Below are 17,594 nucleotides of genomic sequence, written 5' to 3'. Positions count from 1 at the left end.
TTAATGCTTTAATGCAGTGTAGAACTAACTACGTATCAATACGAAAGTCAGTTCCTATGCGAGTTGTCTCTTACGAGTTTTCGCTTTTGAGGAAGTTTGTAGTGTGGTTGAGGAAGCTGTGGATGAAGGGGGGGAGGTATCGGTTTTTGGAGTGGGCAAGGTAGACGGTACGCTGCAGAGCTTCGGATTGGATGTACCGCGGGCGGATGGACGGGAAGGTTGAATATTTAATATAGTTTTCGGGGATGATAGTAACGCCCAGCCCTTCCTCTACTAAACTGCAGGCAGTTTCGAATCGCTCGATTTCATACATTATATTTGGAGAAGCCTGTTCCTTGTCAAACGCATGTAAGATGTCCTTCCTCGTTTGAAAGCCGGAAGTGCTGATAATAAAAGGTTCTCGTTCTAAATCCTTCATAGTAATAGTTGGTCTTTGTGACAATTCATTTTGAAAGTGAACGAGCAGAACGAGCCGTTCGTTATAAATAGGGTAAGCAAGCAGATCACGGTGAGTGACCATCTGATTCGTGATGGCAGCATGTGTTTCATAATTTAACAATGATTGCTGGACTTGTTCGACGCCGAGAAGTTCCAGCAGTTGAATTTTAATATTTGGAAAATCGCCTTTAAAATGATGAATGACTTTCGGCATCCAATGCTTGGCAGATTCAATTAAGCCGAGAGACAAATGCCCGCTTCCTGTTTGTTTGACTTCCTTCATTTCTTTCGTTAAATGGTCAAATTTATTAAGCAATTCAAGTGCACGCTCATACATTATTTTCCCTGAATCTGTTAAATGTAAGCTTCGTGTGTTTCTTTCAAGCAGGGGAAAACCGACTTCTTTCTCCAGCTTGCTAATCGCATTGCTTAATGAAGGCTGGGAAACATGCAACAATTGTGCCGCTTTTGAGAAGTTTTTTTGCTGAACGACTGTAGTAAAGTAGCGCATTTGCCTTAAGTCCATATGATCTTCTCCTTACATTTATAATTTTAAGTTATAAGTTTATAGAATAATTATATTAGAATTTATAAATAAAGCGCTATATAATTTTATAAAATAATAATTTTGTCGAAACTTTCGGAAAGGAAGGAAAAATAATGTACAATTTTCCAAAAAAAGAGGTATGGACAGGACGCATTGATAGCACAAGCGAAAAATCCAGCTTTCGATACCATCAAATGATACAAATGTGGGATATGAGTGAAGAGGAAAGTCAAGTTCAAGCAGGTAAGAAAGCAGTGCTAATTGGCTTTGAATGTGAGGAAGGCGTCAGAAGAAATAAAGGCAGAACAGGAGCGGCAAAAGCACCTGCGGCCATCCGTCAAGCACTGGCAAAACTCTCGTGGCATGGCGGAAGTGATCAAACTATTGTCGATGGCGGAACAGTTGTCTGTGAAGGCAGCCAGCTGGAGAAAGCTCAGAAAGAACTTGGACATTATATTACTAAAGTGTTGGAAGAACAATCCACCCCCGTCATTCTAGGAGGCGGCCATGAAACATTATATGGCCATTACCTTGGTGTAAGAGAAGCGATTGGGCCGGACGCTTCCCTCGGTATTATTAATATTGATGCTCATTTTGATATGCGGCCTTACGATCAGGAACCGTCATCAGGAACAATGTTCAGGCAAATTTTAGATGAAGACAAAAATTGTCAATATTTTGCTTTAGGTATACAGGAGTTCGGCAACACGAAAGCTCTTTTTGAAACAGCTGAAAGCTACGGCTGCCGCTATGTTTTGGAAGAGGAGCTAGTAAATAAAGTTTCGTCTGAAGTTTTATCGGCCATTGACGAGTTTGCCGCTGGCTGCGACTACTTGATGCTGACTTTGTGCATGGACTCGATCAGTGCGGCTCACGCACCGGGAGTAAGCGCACCTTCTCCATTTGGATTGGATCCGCGAGTAGTGCGTACCCTAATCAAATATATTGCAGCACAAGAGAAAACGATCTCGTTCGATCTTTCTGAAGTGAATCCTGAATTGGATGAAGGCAATCGCACGGTTATGCTTGCCGCCAATTTATTGAACGAGGGCATTCTGAAGTTATTAGGGGAGGAAAAAGGATGAACATTGAAGCAAACCAAATCACGACGATATTTTTAGCAGTCGCCCTGCTCGTAATTGGTGGTTTGTTAGTAGACAGAGTAAATGTATTACGAAAGTTTTGCATTCCTGCACCGGTAGTTGGAGGGCTGCTGTTTGCTATTGTTGTGACCATTTTAAAAGGAACCGGGTTAGTGGAAGTTACTTTAGATACGTCTTTACAAAGTTTGTTCATGGTGACTTTTTTCACGACTGTCGGCCTCGGTGCCAGCTTCAAGTTAATTAAGCTTGGCGGAAAGTTACTTGTTATTTACTGGCTTGCTTGCGGGTTTTTAGCTCTTATGCAAAATGCAATTGGCATTTCACTTGCTACTGTTTTAGGAATTGATCCATTACTTGGCATCATGGCAGGCGCTGTTTCAATGGAAGGCGGGCATGGAGCTGCCACAGCGTTTGGCGGAACGGTTGAGGATCTGGGCGTCAATTCAGCTCTTTCCATCGGTTTGGCCGCTGCCACATTTGGTTTAGTTGCCGGCGGACTAGTTGGAGGTCCGACAGTCAAACGTTTGATTACCAAGCATAATTTGACACCTTCAGAGCAAGAAGATGGAACAGGACCTGCTGTTGAAGAGAAAACAGCGGTGGATGTTAATTCTCATACATTTATTGTTCAAATTTTATTAATTACTTTGTGTATGGCTTTAGGCACGTATTTAGGAGAACTATTTTCTGCTCAAACTGGTTTTGTCTTACCGGGTTACGTCGGTGCGATGTTTGTCGCCGTTATTGTTCGAAACATTATTGATCAAACAAATAAAAATATGATCGATATGAAAAGCATTAATTTAATCGGCGATGTCACACTCGGTATTTTCTTATCAATGGCGCTGATGAGTATCAAGTTATGGGAAATAGCTGATTTAGCTCTGCCAATCTTGATTATTGTAGCGGCTCAAGTCGTATTTATCGTTTTGTTTGGCACATTTGTCTTGTTTCGTCTGCTCGGCAAAGATTATGATGCGGCTGTTATGGTCGGCGGCTTTACCGGCCATGGACTCGGTGCCACGCCAAACGCAATGGCTAATATGGCGGCTATTACACAAAAGTTCGGCCCATCCACAAAAGCTTACCTTATTGTACCGATCGTCGGCGCTTTTCTCATCGACGTGTTTGCCATGCCAATCATCATCACAAGCATCAACTTGTTTCAATAAAAAGTGATGAAAAGAAAGCGGGCCACAGGTGACTTTAATGTGTTAAAGCGGTGTAGAATATGAGAAAACGGCTTGCAATTAAGCAGCTCTATTTAATTTTGCTTTAATCAATTAACGCAGCGGGGGTCAGTCCCCCGCTGCGTTAACGTGATAAAGAGTTTGTTATTTTGCCATTGATTTGAGTTGGCCCATGATTTTGTTGCGGGATTTTTCGTTTCTGAGGAGAAAGGCTGCTCCAAGGGCCAGGGCGGTCATTGCGGCTTTGCCGCCTTTAGACTTATTGTTTTTCATTGTGTGCACTCTCCTTTTCTTTATTGGTAAATGAATAAAAATCTAATGAGCGAAAGGTCTCTTGCAGTTGCAAGAGCGTTCGTATAATAGGTATTCCCCGATCTTAGGGAAATAAACGGAACCGAAGAGGATGGAAGGTCAGGTCAACAGTTTGATCGACAATTGACAACACGAAAGCCATTGAATGGTTAAGTGAATTAGCAGCTGAGCTTCAGCAGACCGTTCATCGTCTTAAGATTGGAGAAAATACCCGGAAAACGCCGGGTATTTTTTAATACTTTAGCAAATATCAGATTATTTCTTCTTTTTTGCGTAAGACAGTGGTATAATCTTTCAAATAAAACTTTTTCCATCATGAAAATCTAACTATGATCAAGGAGTGGAGTGGGAATGAAAGTAAGTAAATTTGGGGGGACTTCAGTAGCGAGCGCAGCACAGATTAAAAAGGTTGCTGCGATTATTAAAGAAGATGCCGCACGAAAAATCGTTGTTGTTTCCGCCCCGGGAAAACGTTTTGATGACGATATTAAAGTGACCGATTTACTAATCAGTCTGGCGAACGCATCTCTTTCCGGCAACGACGCGGAAAAAGAGCTGCAGGCGGTAGTGGAGCGGTATGCAGATATAGCTGCCGGCCTTGGGCTTGGCGATGAGATCGTTCAGGTAATCGAACAGGATCTACGCGATCGGATAGGACAAAGTAAAGAAAACCGCGATTTATTTGTGGATCAATTAAAGGCGAGCGGAGAAGATAATAATGCGAAGCTGATCGCCGCTTATTTTTCAAGCATTGGGCTGGAGGCTGAGTATGTAAATCCAAAAGAAGCCGGTTTAATTGTCAGTGATGAACCTGGACGAGCCCGCGCTTTGCCTGAAGCGTATGAGAATTTAAGAAATTTGCGCGACCGTAAAGGCGTTGTCGTATTTCCGGGGTTTTTCGGCTATTCAAAAGACGGAGTGATGATGACGTTTGCTCGCGGAGGCTCAGACATTACAGGATCTATTTTAGCGGCTGCCATCGGAGCAGAGCTATATGAGAATTTTACCGATGTGGACTCAGTATTCGCTGCTAATCCGAGAGTAGTGGATCAGCCGGTGGAAATTAAGCGGATGACTTACCGTGAAATGCGTGAACTTTCTTATGCCGGATTTTCTGTTTTTCACGACGAAGCCCTTATGCCGGCGTTTCAGCATTCTGTGCCGGTGTGCATAAAAAATACAAACAATCCGTCTGCAGAAGGTACGATGATCGTAGCGGAACGTGAATATACGAAAAGCCCGGTGATTGGCATTGCAGCGGATGGCGGTTTCTCCACGATTTACGTCAGCAAATATTTAATGAACCGTGAACTTGGTTTTGGCCGCCGCTTGCTGCAAATTTTGGAAGAAGAAGATATTTCTTATGAACATACACCATCAGGAATCGATGATTTATCAGTCATCGTGCGCAGCCATCAGCTGACACCTGAAAAAGAAGAGCGCATCATTCATAAATGCCGCGAAGAATTGAAAGTAGATGATGTCCACATCGAACATCACTTTGCCATGATCGTACTCGTAGGTGAAGGCATGCACAACACGAAAGGCTTGACAGCAAGAGCGACAACAGCTATTTCACAGGCAGGCGCCAACATCGAAATGATCAACCAGGGCTCATCTGAAGTCAGTTTAGTCTTCGGCATCCACGAAGACGACACAAACAACGTTCTAAAAGCACTCTACAAAGAATTCTTCAGCACAACCGCCGTATTAGGAGTATAAGTTATGGTGCTTTATCACTTTAAAGCAGTGGGGGTCAGTCCCCCATCACTTTAAAGTGATAAAGCATTCTGTTAAATAAAAAATCCGTCCGAAATGGGGCGGATTTTTTGTTGGAAATTATTTAGCTGAAGAGAAAGGGTTTCGTTTTCCGTCATCGGTCATGTATTTATTCTATGTTTGCACAGCGTTTATTTGCAGAGACTCTTGTTGCAGCCTGAGCAACGGCAGCAACTATATTGGCATGATCTTGTGTGTTCACCATATACATCGCTTTCACTAAGGGGCGCCGGCTGTCGTTAACAACGTATCTCGGAGGTACATTGTTCAGCGAAAGAGCTAAAATATCTTCCTGACACCGCTCGCACTTACAAGAAAGATGTAAATGATCTAACTGGTCCGTAACAATCCCCCTTACAATATCCTCCATCACATTTTGTACCGCCATCTTCACTCCCCCATTCTTTCCCATTATAACACTGGCATAAGAAAATATTAACAACTATTTAGTGTGGGCAGTTTAACACTTTAAAGTAATGGGGGACTGACCCCCGCTCGAGCACAGCGTTAATTCATTAAAGTAATTCCTTTTATGTAAAGGCACAAAAAAACTCGAAAGGCACGGGGCGCGTTTCGAGTTTTTGGTTTGTTTGTTTCGTTTTTTTAGCCGGAGATTTTCTCCAGGATACTGTTGTGGTTCATGCGCACGCGGTGTGCGTTTTGGTAGGATTTACGCAGTTGCTGTGTCTCGAGTCTTTCTTTGATTTTTGGCAGCATAATGGCTACGACTAATCCGTACGTTAATAATTTTTTTGCGTTCATCTTTCTTCATCTCCGTTCTTAAAAGTTCGTCTAATCCGATTTACCCAACAATGGCCAGATAGAAACGCTAATCTTTCTTTGCTGTATGTAACAGAGAGGCACTATGCTTGAAAAAAGCGGGTAGAAGCCAGTGAAATCACATTCCTCTTTATTATAACATAAATTGGCTGAAATTAAACGAAAACGTAGAGCGAACTGCCATACGTTTCAGCGCATGAGAAGGATATCCGCATGTTAACATAAAAAAGGGACTATCCCGTAAGTATCTGGTTCTTTGCTTTTGGGCTAGTCCCTTTTGCGTGCTTTTATCTTTGGGTAGGCATGGTTTTAGCTGTTTTCCGCTTATCCAGCATTTTTTTGACGACCGGGTAGATAATTGGTCCATATTTGACAGCCAATTTGATCAATGAAGACAGGCCCCTTCTTTTTCCCATTCATATACCACCTTTTTAAGTACGTGTATTGTATGTTTATTTTACCCTGCTTTAAAATTTATAAACAAAGAAGAATAATCATTTTTTAATGGTATAGTAAAAGGTATATTTTACTAAAAAGGGAGAATTATAATGAACAATCAAGTTAAAAAGTTTGCTATTTTCTTTTTTACGGCCATTCTTGTTTTGTCTGCAGCAGTTTCCTTCCCAGCAGCAAAGGCAGAAGCTGCTGTTATTTGGGACGGTGTGGAGCTAAAGAAGGGAACGATCGGCAAAGTGACTATTTTAAAAGATACACCTTTGTTTACACGGTCCAAGGGGAAAATTGTAAAAGTAAAGACGTTAAAAAAAGGACAGACGGCGAGTGTATTTGCGGTGACAGAAGGTTATTATCACCTTTATAAGAAAACGTTCATCAAGAAAAATTCCTATGCAAAATTTACGGCTGTTCCGAAAGATGTGCAATATGAGCTCAACAAAGAATTTCGAACAGTGTACTATGGATTGAAATTAAATAAAAAACATAAGTATACGTATTATGATGCCGAGAATGACTTGGAAAACTGGGAATACAGCGGTGCTTCGTATGGTTGGGAAGTCTGGAAAGTGAACGGGGCCAACGGCTATGCTTATACTGAAAATAAAAACTGGATGCGCTTAGGCGTGGCCAATTCAGATTTTATCTTTTTAAACATTAAACTGCCGTTAAAAACAGGAAGCTATTGGAGGGATGATATATACGGCATTCATCACCGAGTGCTATCCGTGAACAAAACGGTAAAAACGCCGGCAGGCACGTTTAAGCATGTGATTGAAATTAAAGACTCAGAAAACTTTTATTACTATTTTGCGCCAAATGTCGGGCTTATTTTAACAGTTGATAACAATGGCAAAACACCAAAACGGGTATTTGAACTGAGAAACATCCAATAATAATGAAAAACTTCATTCTTCGGAATGAAGTTTTTTGCAGAAAGAAAAGAAACGGAAGCGCTCAAGTTTAAAAAGCCTGTTATAATTAAAGCCGAATCGGGAAAATTGTTAGTAAATACAAACGAAAGAAGGATTTATCATATATGTATAATTTACAAGCTGGCACAATCGTTACACTCGATGTGAAGAATGAAGCGCCATTTGGCTGGTTTTTAACAGATGGAGAAGAAACGGTCCTGCTGCACCACTCCGAGATAAAAGAAGAATTTGATCCGGACGAGCCGGTGGAAGTATTTTTATTTCAAGACCACCAAGGGCGCCTGGCAGCAACGATGACGATGCCGCTCATTACACAAGACACATACGGCTGGGTTGAAGTCGTTGGTGTAGAGGAAAAACTGGGCGTGTTCGTTTCCATAGGCCTCACGAAAGATGTGCTCGTGTCTGAAGACGACTTGCCATTTATGTATTCTGTGCGTCCGATTGTCGGCGACCGTCTGTATTGCACGTTAAAGCTCGACCGGAAAGAGCGATTATTTGCCAAACCGGCGACAGAAGACGTCATGGAAGAGCAGTTCACGAAAGCGTCAAAAAAAGATTTTAACAAAGATATTACGGGTATTGTGTATCGTGCGACGAAAGCTGGTACGTTTATTATCACGGCAGAAGGCTACCGCGGATTCATCCACGATTCCCAGCGGAAAGTTGAACCGCGTCTTGGCCAAAAAGTGGACGGGCGGATTATCGACGTGAAAGAAGATGGATCCGTGAACGTCTCTTTGCTTGGCCGCAAGCAGGAAGCACAGCAGGACGACGCCGGAAAAGTATATGATTATTTGCTGCAAAGAGGCGGATCAATGCCGTACAGCGACAAAAGTTTTCCGGAAGAAATTGAAAAACGCTTCGCCATGAGCAAAGGCGCTTTCAAACGCGCGCTCGGCAAACTAATGAAAGAGAAAAAGGTATATCAAGAAGAAGGTTGGACCCATCAAGTAAAAGAATAAGAAACTTTGCAGGCTGCCGGAAAGTTCCCGGCAGTTTTTTGCTTTTATAAAACGGGCTCAGTCATATTTAATCTGACTTTGAGTATTAGCAGTCAAAATTGCCGGTAACGCTCTTGACATCCTTTTTGGAAAATATTATTATATCCGTGATAGATATATCGTTAATGGATATAGTAGAGGAGATACAGCTGTTGAAAAATAAGGATATGGACCAATTAACCGACCCAGCTTACTACATTCTTTTATCTGTCCTTGAAGCCCGGCATGGATATGCCATCATGCAATATGTAGAAGAAATTTCAGATGGGGAATTTACTGTAGGACCGGCGACACTTTACACGTTAGTAAAAAAATTAGAGAAAGCCAATTTGGTTGCTTTGCTTGAGTCAGGCGATGACAGGAGAAAAACGTACAAAGCGACGGAAAAAGGGGAAAGCATTCTCCGCAGTGAAATCGAGAGAAGAAGCCGGATCGTTGAGCATGGAAAGCATGCATTTCAACTTTTAAAGGAGAAGGAGAAAAGTGAAAAAAAAGAAAGATAAACGGTATATGGCATCGGATGGCTTGGCCTTTGGGGAAGAGAAAGACATGAAAAAACTAAGCAAGATGGAAGAAAAAGGATGGGTTTTACAATCGTTCGCTCCTTTAGGATATAAGCTCCGGAAAAGCAACCCGCGCCATTTAATATATAGTCTCGATTATCAGCATGTTCCGAAAGAGGAACTGGAAGATTATTATGACATATTCAAAGCCGGCGGCTGGCAGCCTGTCTGTTCAGAAAGCGGCATGCACATTTTTTCAGCAGCACCTGGAACAAAGCCCATTTATACGGACCGCTCAACCGTCGTTGAAGAATATAAGCGGGCGAAACGCGTAACCGCTCAAGTTGCTTTATTTCTATTCGTTCTTACAACCCTAGCTTTTGCCGCCGATTCTTTCATCTTTCAAGACAGCAGCGCAATAACCGCAAATGTTTTTTACTGGCTCCGTGTTGGACTGCTCGCATTACTCGCCCCGGCAGCCGCTACTTGGATCGCTTACCAAGTGAGAGTGAGTAAACTAATGAGCAAATTAAAGAGGGAGTAGATTTCATCACGTGAAAGAGCTTATTTTTTAGCTGGGAAACTCGTTGCTGGCCAGAAAAGCGTATTACTTGGCTGAGCGCATAAAAAAACAGCCCGAGGGCTGTTTTTCCGCTTTTTTATGTCCAGCTGCAGGCGCTAGCGCGTACGCTGATTTCGCTCTCTCTGTCGGAGTCAAAGAGCAACTCCTTGTCGAGAGCTATAAATCCGCTATCGCGCTGAATGAGAGCCTTCCGCTTTTCATGTCCAGCTGCGCCTCCTTGGGACTCGAGGTCATATGCCAGTCCGACTGCATGGCTGAAAAGCGCCATTTCGTCAGCCTGTCATATGCTTGTCGTCCCAAAGCAGTCGGCTCCGCTTTTCTACTCATAGTCATTAGATAGTTTCAGTTTGTCAATAATCGTAAAGAATAAGCTGAGCAGGATGGCGATGATGGTGGCGAGCGCCATTCCTTTTAGTTCGAAGTTTCCAAACTTCAGTGTAGTTCCGCTCAGGCCGATGACTAGGACGACGGTGGTCAGGATCATATTTGTGGCTTTTGAGTAATCCACTTTTGTTTCAACGAGCATACGCAGACCGGATACGGCGATGACGCCGAATAGCAGCAAGGAAATGCCGCCCATGACAGCTGTCGGTATGGTTGAAATTAAAGCGGCCAGTTTACCAAAGAAAGAGAGGAAGACGGCCATGACAGCCGCTCCGCCGATAACCCAAGTGGAATACACTTTTGTTAAAGCAAGTACACCGATGTTTTCTCCATACGTCGTATTTGGTGTTGAACCGACGAATCCGGAAATGACCGTTGAGATGCCGTTGCCGAACAATGAAACTCCGAGTCCGGGCTTTTTCATTAAGTCACGTTCGACGATATTTTGCGTAACGACAAGGTGGCCGATATGTTCGGCGATGACGACGAGTGCTGCCGGCAAAATGATCGCGATGCTTGCCCAGTCGAATTCCGGGCGGTAAAAGTCTGGAAGGGCGAACCACTTAGCTTCTTTTACCGGCTGCAAATTAACGAGTCCGTAAAACGCCGCAATAATATACCCTGAAACGATCCCGATTAAAATGGGAATGATTTTCAAAAATCCGCGAAACAAGACATTGCCGATAATCGTGATCGCCAGTGTTAATAAAGATACAGTAATCGTATCTATATTAGGTGCCCATGTTTTTGGATCGGCATCAGCTGATGGAATTAATCCCGCCATGCCGGCAGCGACCGGTACAAGCTCAAGCCCGATAACTGCAACGATGGCTCCCATCGCTGCCGGCGGGAATACGACATCAATCCACTTCGTCCCAGCCACTCGGATGATCAGCGCCACTAAAATGAAAACAATCCCGACCGCAATAAAGCCGCCGAGTGCCGCGTTGTAGCTTTTCGTCGCCATGACGGCAAAGACAGGTGATAAAAATGCGAAACTTGACCCGAGATAAGCAGGTATTTGTCCTTTACATAAAACAATATAGATCAGTGTGCCAATTCCGTTCATTAACAAAACCGTCGCCGGATTCACTCCGAATAAAATCGGCACGAGCACCGTCGAACCGAACATCGCAAACAAGTGCTGCAAACTAAGCGGCAAAAGTGCCAGAACCGGCGGCCGTTCATCAACTTGATAAGTACGCATATATACTCCCCTTTATTAAACACAAATTGTAGCTATTATACAGTAAACAACCGACAAAATTCTACAAAAATTTAAATGTATTTTAAAAAACAAACGCCGAATCATAGAGCTGAAAGCAAAGATTTCCACAACAGTTACCATTATTATACTCCAAATGCGGAAAGACTATAAACCATCAATGCGGGCAAAAATGAACAAAGGACACAAGAAAAAAGCTGCTTTCAAGGGGATAGACGACCTTGAAAGGCAGCTTTTTTAAAAATGAATCATTAGAGTTCGTTTTCCGTTATAACTCCGGCTGCAATTAAATCATTTTCATCGAGTACACCGTCGCCATTAATATCTTCTGTCAGATCATTTATATCGACGATGCCGTCCCCGTTCATATCTATGATCTCGTCGATAGGTTCGTCAGAGGCAGGCGGCTGCATGTTGTTTTCTTCTGCGCTTGTATCCGGAGTCGTTTCATCTGTAGAAGGCGGCTCGGCTGTTTCATTTTCATCGTATTCATCATAATTATCATCGCTTTCTTTTTTGGAGCCATCTTCATCTTCATATACTTCTTCAGGAGTTTCTTCATATTCGTACGATTCTTCAGGAACTTCTTCATCTTCATACGACTCTTCAGGAAGATCATCGTATTCATACTCATATTCTTCTTCTTCGCTGTACTCTCCGCCGTCAAAGTAGGCATCTTCTTCCCAGAATTCCTCGTAAAAGAATTCGCCGTTTTCATTGTAAAACAGGGAGTTGATTTCGTCTTCTGTCAGCGGATGTTGAATCCAGCCTTGAATCATGCTGTTCACATCTTTTATCGGAATGCTAAAGCCGATCCCGTCTTGGTCCATTCGTTTGGCCGAATTGATGGCGAGCACTTTTCCGGTTGCTTTCGAGACGAGCGGACCGCCGCTGCTGCCGGGGGCGATGGCGGCAGACGTTTGATAAATGCCTTCATACGTAAAGTCTCCTATATAGAAGCTGCGGTCGACTCCGGTGATGTGGCCAAGTGTGGCGGTGTTTTCGAGCGAAAGCGGGCTGCCGAGAGCGATGACTTCTTCACCAACTTTTGCCTTGCTGCTTTTTTCGAGTGCAAGCGGCGACTGGCCGGCTAATTTAGGTACGCGCACGACTGCTACATCAATTGTATTAGAGTAGCCGATAATTTTTCCATTGTGTGTATTGCCATTTTTGTCTTTTACCGTTAAAGAAGAAGCTCCTTCTACTACGTGAGCATTCGTGACGACGTCGCCTTTTTTATTGACGAGAAAGCCGGATCCTTGTCCGGTGTCGGTAAAAATGGTGTACACTTTTTTCTGGGTTTCTTCAATAATCTCTGTTACTGCTTTTTGCTCTTTTTTCGAGATGTTTTTCGGAAGAACAACGGCTTGCTGCGGTGTTTTGGGTTGTTCTTCTTTGATCACATTCACCGGAGCAACAGCCGTTTCGGTTTTTTGTGACTTGCCTGATCCATGAGACATATAAACGATGGCGCCGGCAAAAGCGATAATGCTAATTGTGCAAAGCATAAATAAAAGCTTTATGAAAGAGCTTTTCTTTTTCTTCGATCCGCAACCGGGACAAAAGCGTGCGCGTTCTCCCATGTCTGTTCCACAATGCGGGCAATACATAAGGACCACCTCCGGAATAGTAAAATAGTAATATTTTATTACTATCATACTGTACGTATCTACTAATTTACAATACTGAATTGTCTGTAGGGAGGCTATTGGCTGTGGAAGTGTTAATGTACAGGTGCAGAAACGACAAAAGTCCGTGCGCAAATCCCGAAAGTCCGTGTACAATCTCCTCCACTTGGTGCACAAACCGCTTAACTCGGATCAGAAAGTGAAAGTCGATTCAGAGTCGACAAAAGGGGGTACAAATCTCGCCGTCCCGTGCGTAAAGCTTGATATTGTGTGCACAACTGCTACCTCTGCAGCAAACATACTTACAAAAAAAGCTGCCGGAGATCATCTCCCGGCAGCTTCCTACTATTAGCTTACTTTCTTCGTAGGCTGTTTAAACGCTTTGCTTTTGAAAAAGTCGTCTGTTTCGTTTTTGATAACTTTGTATAGAAGCAGGATACCGATTAAGTTCGGAATCATCATTAAGGCGTTGGCCATGTCGGCAAATGCCCAGACTGTTGTCAGGCTGGCGACGGCGCCGATGCCCGTAGCAGATACGTAAACGATACGATACGCGTTAATGTATTTCAAGCCTGCAATGTACTCGAAACATTTTTCCCCGTACATGTACCAGCCGACGATTGTGGAGAATCCGAAGAAAATAACGGATAAAGAAACGATCCACTCACCGAATGTACCGAGGACGGATCCGAAAGCTGCTGTCGTCAAAGCTCCGCCTTCAAGTGTCGCATCGTGGGCTACACCTGAAATTGTGCCGCCGGTCGGATCCCAGAAGCCAGTCATTAATAGAACGAGACCAGTCATTGTACAAACGATGATTGTAACGATAAATGTACCTGTCATCGCAACGAGTGCTTGTTTCACTGGGTGGTCAGCACGGGCGTTTCCAGCAATTAGAGCGGCTGTACCGAGGCCCGCTTCGTTTGAGAAGATTCCGCGGGATACCCCGTTGCGGACAGCTTCAGCTACAACGACGCCGGCAAACCCGCCTACTGCCGAAATAGGGTTAAATGCGTAATGGAAAATCAATTGGAAAGATGGAATGATCTGATCATGATTAATTCCGATAATGAGCAAAGAACCGCCAATGTAAAGAACCGCCATGATCGGCACGAAGAATCCGGCTACTGTGCTGATTCTTTGTAACCCCCCAAAGATAATTAGTGCTGTCAAAATAACGAGAACGATTCCAGTTACCCAGCCATCAATATGGAAACCTCTCATCACATCAGCAATCGTATTGGATTGCACGCTGTTCCCGATACCGAGTGCAGCAAAGGCCCCAAATAAAGCAAAAGCGACAGCGAGCCATTTCCATTTGCGGCCAAGGCCACGTTCAATATAGTACATCGGCCCGCCGGAATATTCGCCGTTGGCATTTTTTACACGGTATTTCATCGCAAGCAGCGCTTCTGCATATTTCGTTGCCATGCCGAGCAAGCCGACGATCCACATCCAGAAAATAGCGCCCGGCCCGCCGAGTGTAATAGCTGTGGCGACACCGGCAATGTTACCGTTTCCAATTGTTGCTGCGAGCGCTGTCATTAAAGCTTTAAAGTTACTAACATCACCTTCTGCCTGCGCATCGTTTTCATCTTCTTTCGTGAATGCGAGTTTAAACGCGTAGATAAGCCGATGAAACTGTAACCCTTTTAATAGAAAAGTAAGAAAAAAACCAGTACCAGCAAGAAGAATAAGACTTGGTGTCCCCCAAAGTACGCCGTTGATTTTCTGCAAAACTTCTAACATAATAGATCCTCCTTATGAGATGGTCGTCCTTTTTCATCAAAAAATTGGGAAGAGCAGCTAAATGAAAAAAACTCCACCAGCCTGCGGATAAAATGCAACCGCTTTCAAATGTGGCGAAAAACATACGACTAGTTACGGTAAGCTTGACAATTGATAAAAACAAAAACGAAAAAGGGGCGTATTGTTAAAAATTCTAGTTGAAGCTTTTTTATTATAGCAAGATGTTAAAAATCTGTCACAAACAATATAAATGTTGTAAAATTAAAAAGAATCTGACTACGTTTATATGAAGCTATAACTGGGATTGTAGGTTTTAGTAAGGGGAAAATGTTAATTGAAAACGAAAGTAAAAAGTTATGAAGAAAATAATAATTTGCAAGAATTTTAAAATTCGGCTGAAAAATTAAACAGCGAAGAAAGCGAACGAATGATAAAAAAAAACAAAAAATGTTCGTAAATTGACAATCGCTATTAAGTAGGGAATGAAAGCGGTACCAACAAAAAAAGTGAGAGAAAGTTGCCTGAAGTCCTCTTGATAAGTGATTCGGAATAATTTATAATTCATGGATATTATTAAAGTATTAATTTTCAGATTTCAAAATAAAAAACGAATGAGGGAGTTCACGTGGAGAGAGTGTATAATTTTTCGGCAGGACCTTCTATGCTGCCGCTGCCCGTATTGGAAAAAGCCCAGAAAGAATTAGTCAATTATGCGGACTCCGGCATGTCCGTTATGGAATTAAGCCATCGTTCGGGTTTGTTTACAGAAATTATTACCGGAGCTGAACAGCTTCTGAGAGACTTGATGAACATTCCGGACAATTATAAAGTTTTGTTTATTCAAGGAGGGGCGTCCCAGCAATTTGCGATGGTGCCGCTAAACTTGCTTGCAAACAGCAAAAAAGCGGACTATGTGAATACAGGCTCCTGGTCGAAAAAGGCGATTAAAGAAGCGAAAAAATATGGTCAGATCCGTGTTATCGCTTCGTCAGAAGATGAAAACTTCAGCTATATTCCTGAAGTGAACAGCAGTATGATTGATCCGGAAGCAGATTACGTACATATTACAACGAACAATACTATAGAAGGAACAGCTTTTACAAGTGTTCCTGACACAGGCGGCGTGCCGATTGTTGCGGACATGTCTTCCAATATTTTATCGGAAGAAGTAGATGTGTCGAAGTTCGGCTTAATTTACGCCGGCGCACAGAAGAATATCGGCCCAGCAGGACTCACAGTCGTCATTATCCGTGAAGATTTAATTGGCCGTGCATCGGAAAACTGCCCGGTGATGCTGGACTACAAGACGCACAGTGAGAGCGGCTCCTTGTACAACACGCCGCCGACATACGGAATTTATATGGCGAAGCTCGTGTTTGAATGGCTGCAAGAGCTTGGCGGCTTGAAGGAAATGGAGAAAATCAATCGCAAGAAAGCGGGCATGCTGTATGATTTCCTTGAGAAATCAGCGATGTTCCAATCTCCAGTCAGAAAAGACAGCCGTTCCATCATGAACATACCTTTCGTGTCACCGTCTGAAGAGCTCGATGCAGCATTTGTAAAAGAAGCAAAGGCAGCGGGCTTAGAAACGTTAAAAGGCCATCGGTCAGTCGGAGGCATGCGCGCCAGCATATATAATGCGATGCCAGTTGAAGGTGTAGAAGCCCTCATCGATTTTATGAAACAATTCGAAGAAAATCATGCATAAAAAAGGGGAGAACGAGCAATTGTTTACAATTAAAACGTTAAATAATATTGCCGATTGCGGCTTGAATGTGTTCAATAAAGAAAATTTCACGATTGATAATGACAGTGAAAGTCCCGATGGTATCGTCTTGCGCAGCTATAATATGCATGACATGGAAATCGACAAAAATGTAAAAGCTGTTGCCCGGGCCGGCGCAGGAGTCAATAATATCCCAGTCAGCGCGTATACAGAGCGCGGCATTGTCGTTTTTAACACACCAGGAGCAAATGCCAATGCGGTAAAAGAACTTGTTTTAACTTCTTTAATGGCTTCTTCCCGCAACTTATTTGCCGGTGTCACTTGGACGAAAGGGCTTGAAGGACAGGGAGACCAAATTCCGAAGCTTGTGGAAGCAGGCAAGAAGCAATTTGTCGGAAAAGAAATTAAAGGAAAAACACTCGGCGTCATCGGGCTCGGTGCAGTCGGAGCGCTTGTTGCCAACGATGCGCTTGATTTGGATATGGACGTTATCGGTTTTGATCCATTCATTTCAGTCGATACTGCTTGGAACTTGTCCCGTAATGTTCAGCGTGCAATGACGATTGAACAACTATATGCAAAATCTGATTATATTACGGTTCACGTGCCATTAACAGATAAAACAGAAGGAATGTTCAATGAAACTACGTTCGACATTATGAAAGAAGGCGTCCACATTTTGAACTTCTCCCGCGGCGAACTCGTTAACGAACGAGACATGGCAGCTGCGCTTGAAAGCGGAAAAGTCGGCAAATATATTACGGACTTCCCGAACGAAAATGTATTGAAAATGAAAAATGCGGTTCCGATTCCGCATCTTGGCGCTTCTACGAAAGAATCAGAAGAAAACTGTGCGATCATGGCCGCCCGCCAAGTAAAAGATTATCTAGAAACAGGAAACATTAAAAACTCAGTGAACATGCCAAACGCTTCTCTTCCTTATACAGGAAAGCGCCGTGTTACTGTTTATCACCAAAACATCCCGAACATGGTCGGGCAAATTACTTCCGCCTTGTCAGATTACAGCTTGAACATCGCAGACATGGTGAACAGAAGCAGAGGCGACTTTGCTTACACGATGATCGATATTGACAATAAAGTAAACGGTGACGTGATTCCCGGCCTGAACGAAAAAATTAGCCAAATTACAGGCGTCGTAATGACTCGTATTATTTAAAAGATCAAAAAGCTGCAGCCGCATAAACAGTGGCTGCAGCTTTTTTTACACGAGGTTAGAAAAAAATTACACTTATTC

At 43.2% G+C, this 17,594-nt stretch carries 17 protein-coding genes; 9 read left to right on the top strand and 8 right to left on the bottom strand.

What is annotated here, in order from left to right; translation table 11 throughout:
- Positions 1-70 precede the first annotated feature (70 nt).
- Entirely contained in the window at positions 71-964 is an 894-nt protein-coding gene (locus F9802_RS10615; protein ID WP_152151722.1) for a LysR family transcriptional regulator, read from the bottom strand.
- A gap of 134 nt (positions 965-1,098) precedes the next feature.
- Here F9802_RS10615 and hutG point away from each other — a divergent pair, with 134 nt between their 5' ends.
- Together hutG and gltS are read left to right on the top strand one after the other, a co-directional pair.
- On the top strand, positions 1,099-2,070 hold the full coding sequence (hutG, locus tag F9802_RS10610) for a formimidoylglutamase (protein ID WP_152151721.1): 972 nt from the start codon (positions 1,099-1,101) through the stop codon (positions 2,068-2,070).
- Positions 2,067-3,260 (top strand): sodium/glutamate symporter, encoded by a 1,194-nt coding sequence (gltS, locus tag F9802_RS10605; RefSeq protein ID WP_152151720.1) that lies wholly within the window; start codon positions 2,067-2,069, stop codon positions 3,258-3,260. Before hutG ends, gltS begins: the two co-directional genes overlap by 4 nt.
- 162 nt (positions 3,261-3,422) lie before the next feature.
- Here gltS and F9802_RS20085 read toward each other — a convergent pair whose 3' ends face one another.
- Positions 3,423-3,551 (bottom strand): hypothetical protein, encoded by a 129-nt coding sequence (locus F9802_RS20085; RefSeq protein ID WP_263862300.1) that lies wholly within the window; start codon positions 3,549-3,551, stop codon positions 3,423-3,425.
- A 390-nt stretch (positions 3,552-3,941) separates the two neighbouring features.
- Between F9802_RS20085 and F9802_RS10600 the strand changes: the two genes are divergently transcribed.
- Entirely contained in the window at positions 3,942-5,312 is a 1,371-nt protein-coding gene (locus F9802_RS10600) for an aspartate kinase (RefSeq protein ID WP_152151719.1), read from the top strand.
- A 166-nt stretch (positions 5,313-5,478) separates the two neighbouring features.
- On the opposite strand, the gene F9802_RS10595 is transcribed toward F9802_RS10600, so the two are convergent.
- The 3 genes from F9802_RS10595 to F9802_RS20080 all read right to left on the bottom strand — a co-directional run bounded on the left by F9802_RS10595 (position 5,479) and on the right by F9802_RS20080 (position 6,565).
- Positions 5,479-5,757, bottom strand: a complete 279-nt coding sequence (locus F9802_RS10595; protein WP_191991867.1) for a late competence development ComFB family protein — start codon at positions 5,755-5,757, stop codon at positions 5,479-5,481.
- Between the two features lie 215 nt (positions 5,758-5,972).
- Positions 5,973-6,131: a hypothetical protein gene (locus F9802_RS19655; RefSeq protein WP_191991865.1), complete on the bottom strand. Its 159-nt coding sequence runs from the start codon at positions 6,129-6,131 to the stop codon at positions 5,973-5,975.
- Positions 6,132-6,436: 305 nt separating this feature from the next.
- Positions 6,437-6,565 carry a hypothetical protein gene (locus F9802_RS20080; RefSeq protein ID WP_263862299.1) on the bottom strand — a complete coding sequence of 43 codons (129 nt, stop codon included), beginning with the start codon at positions 6,563-6,565 and terminating at the stop codon, positions 6,437-6,439.
- Positions 6,566-6,697: 132 nt separating this feature from the next.
- On the opposite strand from F9802_RS20080, the gene F9802_RS10590 reads away from it, so the two are divergent.
- From F9802_RS10590 to F9802_RS10575, 4 genes are all read left to right on the top strand, one after another.
- Complete coding sequence (locus tag F9802_RS10590) at positions 6,698-7,498, top strand: hypothetical protein (RefSeq protein WP_152151717.1); 801 nt, start codon at positions 6,698-6,700, stop codon at positions 7,496-7,498.
- 143 nt (positions 7,499-7,641) lie between these two features.
- Positions 7,642-8,502 carry a CvfB family protein gene (locus F9802_RS10585; RefSeq protein WP_152151716.1) on the top strand — a complete coding sequence of 287 codons (861 nt, stop codon included), beginning with the start codon at positions 7,642-7,644 and terminating at the stop codon, positions 8,500-8,502.
- 191 nt (positions 8,503-8,693) lie between these two features.
- Positions 8,694-9,044 carry a PadR family transcriptional regulator gene (locus tag F9802_RS10580; protein WP_225435301.1) on the top strand — a complete coding sequence of 117 codons (351 nt, stop codon included), beginning with the start codon at positions 8,694-8,696 and terminating at the stop codon, positions 9,042-9,044.
- Positions 9,025-9,588, top strand: a complete 564-nt coding sequence (locus tag F9802_RS10575; protein ID WP_225435299.1) for a DUF2812 domain-containing protein — start codon at positions 9,025-9,027, stop codon at positions 9,586-9,588. Before F9802_RS10580 ends, F9802_RS10575 begins: the two co-directional genes overlap by 20 nt.
- 358 nt (positions 9,589-9,946) lie before the next feature.
- Here the strand turns inward: F9802_RS10575 and uraA are convergent, their stop codons facing one another.
- From uraA to F9802_RS10560, 3 genes are all read right to left on the bottom strand, one after another.
- On the bottom strand, positions 9,947-11,218 hold the full coding sequence (gene uraA / locus F9802_RS10570; RefSeq protein ID WP_152151713.1) for a uracil permease: 1,272 nt from the start codon (positions 11,216-11,218) through the stop codon (positions 9,947-9,949).
- A 269-nt stretch (positions 11,219-11,487) separates the two neighbouring features.
- Complete coding sequence (locus tag F9802_RS10565; RefSeq protein WP_225435297.1) at positions 11,488-12,846, bottom strand: trypsin-like peptidase domain-containing protein; 1,359 nt, start codon at positions 12,844-12,846, stop codon at positions 11,488-11,490.
- A 366-nt stretch (positions 12,847-13,212) separates the two neighbouring features.
- A complete protein-coding gene (locus F9802_RS10560) occupies positions 13,213-14,613 on the bottom strand; it encodes an alanine/glycine:cation symporter family protein (protein WP_152151709.1) in 1,401 nt (466 codons plus the stop codon).
- Between the two features lie 625 nt (positions 14,614-15,238).
- Between F9802_RS10560 and serC the strand changes: the two genes are divergently transcribed.
- Positions 15,239-16,321 (top strand): 3-phosphoserine/phosphohydroxythreonine transaminase, encoded by a 1,083-nt coding sequence (gene serC / locus F9802_RS10555; protein ID WP_152151707.1) that lies wholly within the window; start codon positions 15,239-15,241, stop codon positions 16,319-16,321.
- Positions 16,314-17,516, top strand: a complete 1,203-nt coding sequence (locus F9802_RS10550; RefSeq protein ID WP_152151705.1) for a phosphoglycerate dehydrogenase — start codon at positions 16,314-16,316, stop codon at positions 17,514-17,516. Before serC ends, F9802_RS10550 begins: the two co-directional genes overlap by 8 nt.
- The last annotated feature ends 78 nt before the right edge of the window (positions 17,517-17,594 follow it).

The sequence above is a fragment of the Bacillus aerolatus genome (assembly GCF_009183655.1).
Taxonomy (GTDB): Bacteria; Bacillota; Bacilli; order Bacillales; family Domibacillaceae; genus Pseudobacillus; species Pseudobacillus aerolatus.
The sequence above is the reverse complement of the archived record's forward strand: the minus strand, read 5'-3'. Positions and strand labels throughout refer to the sequence as shown.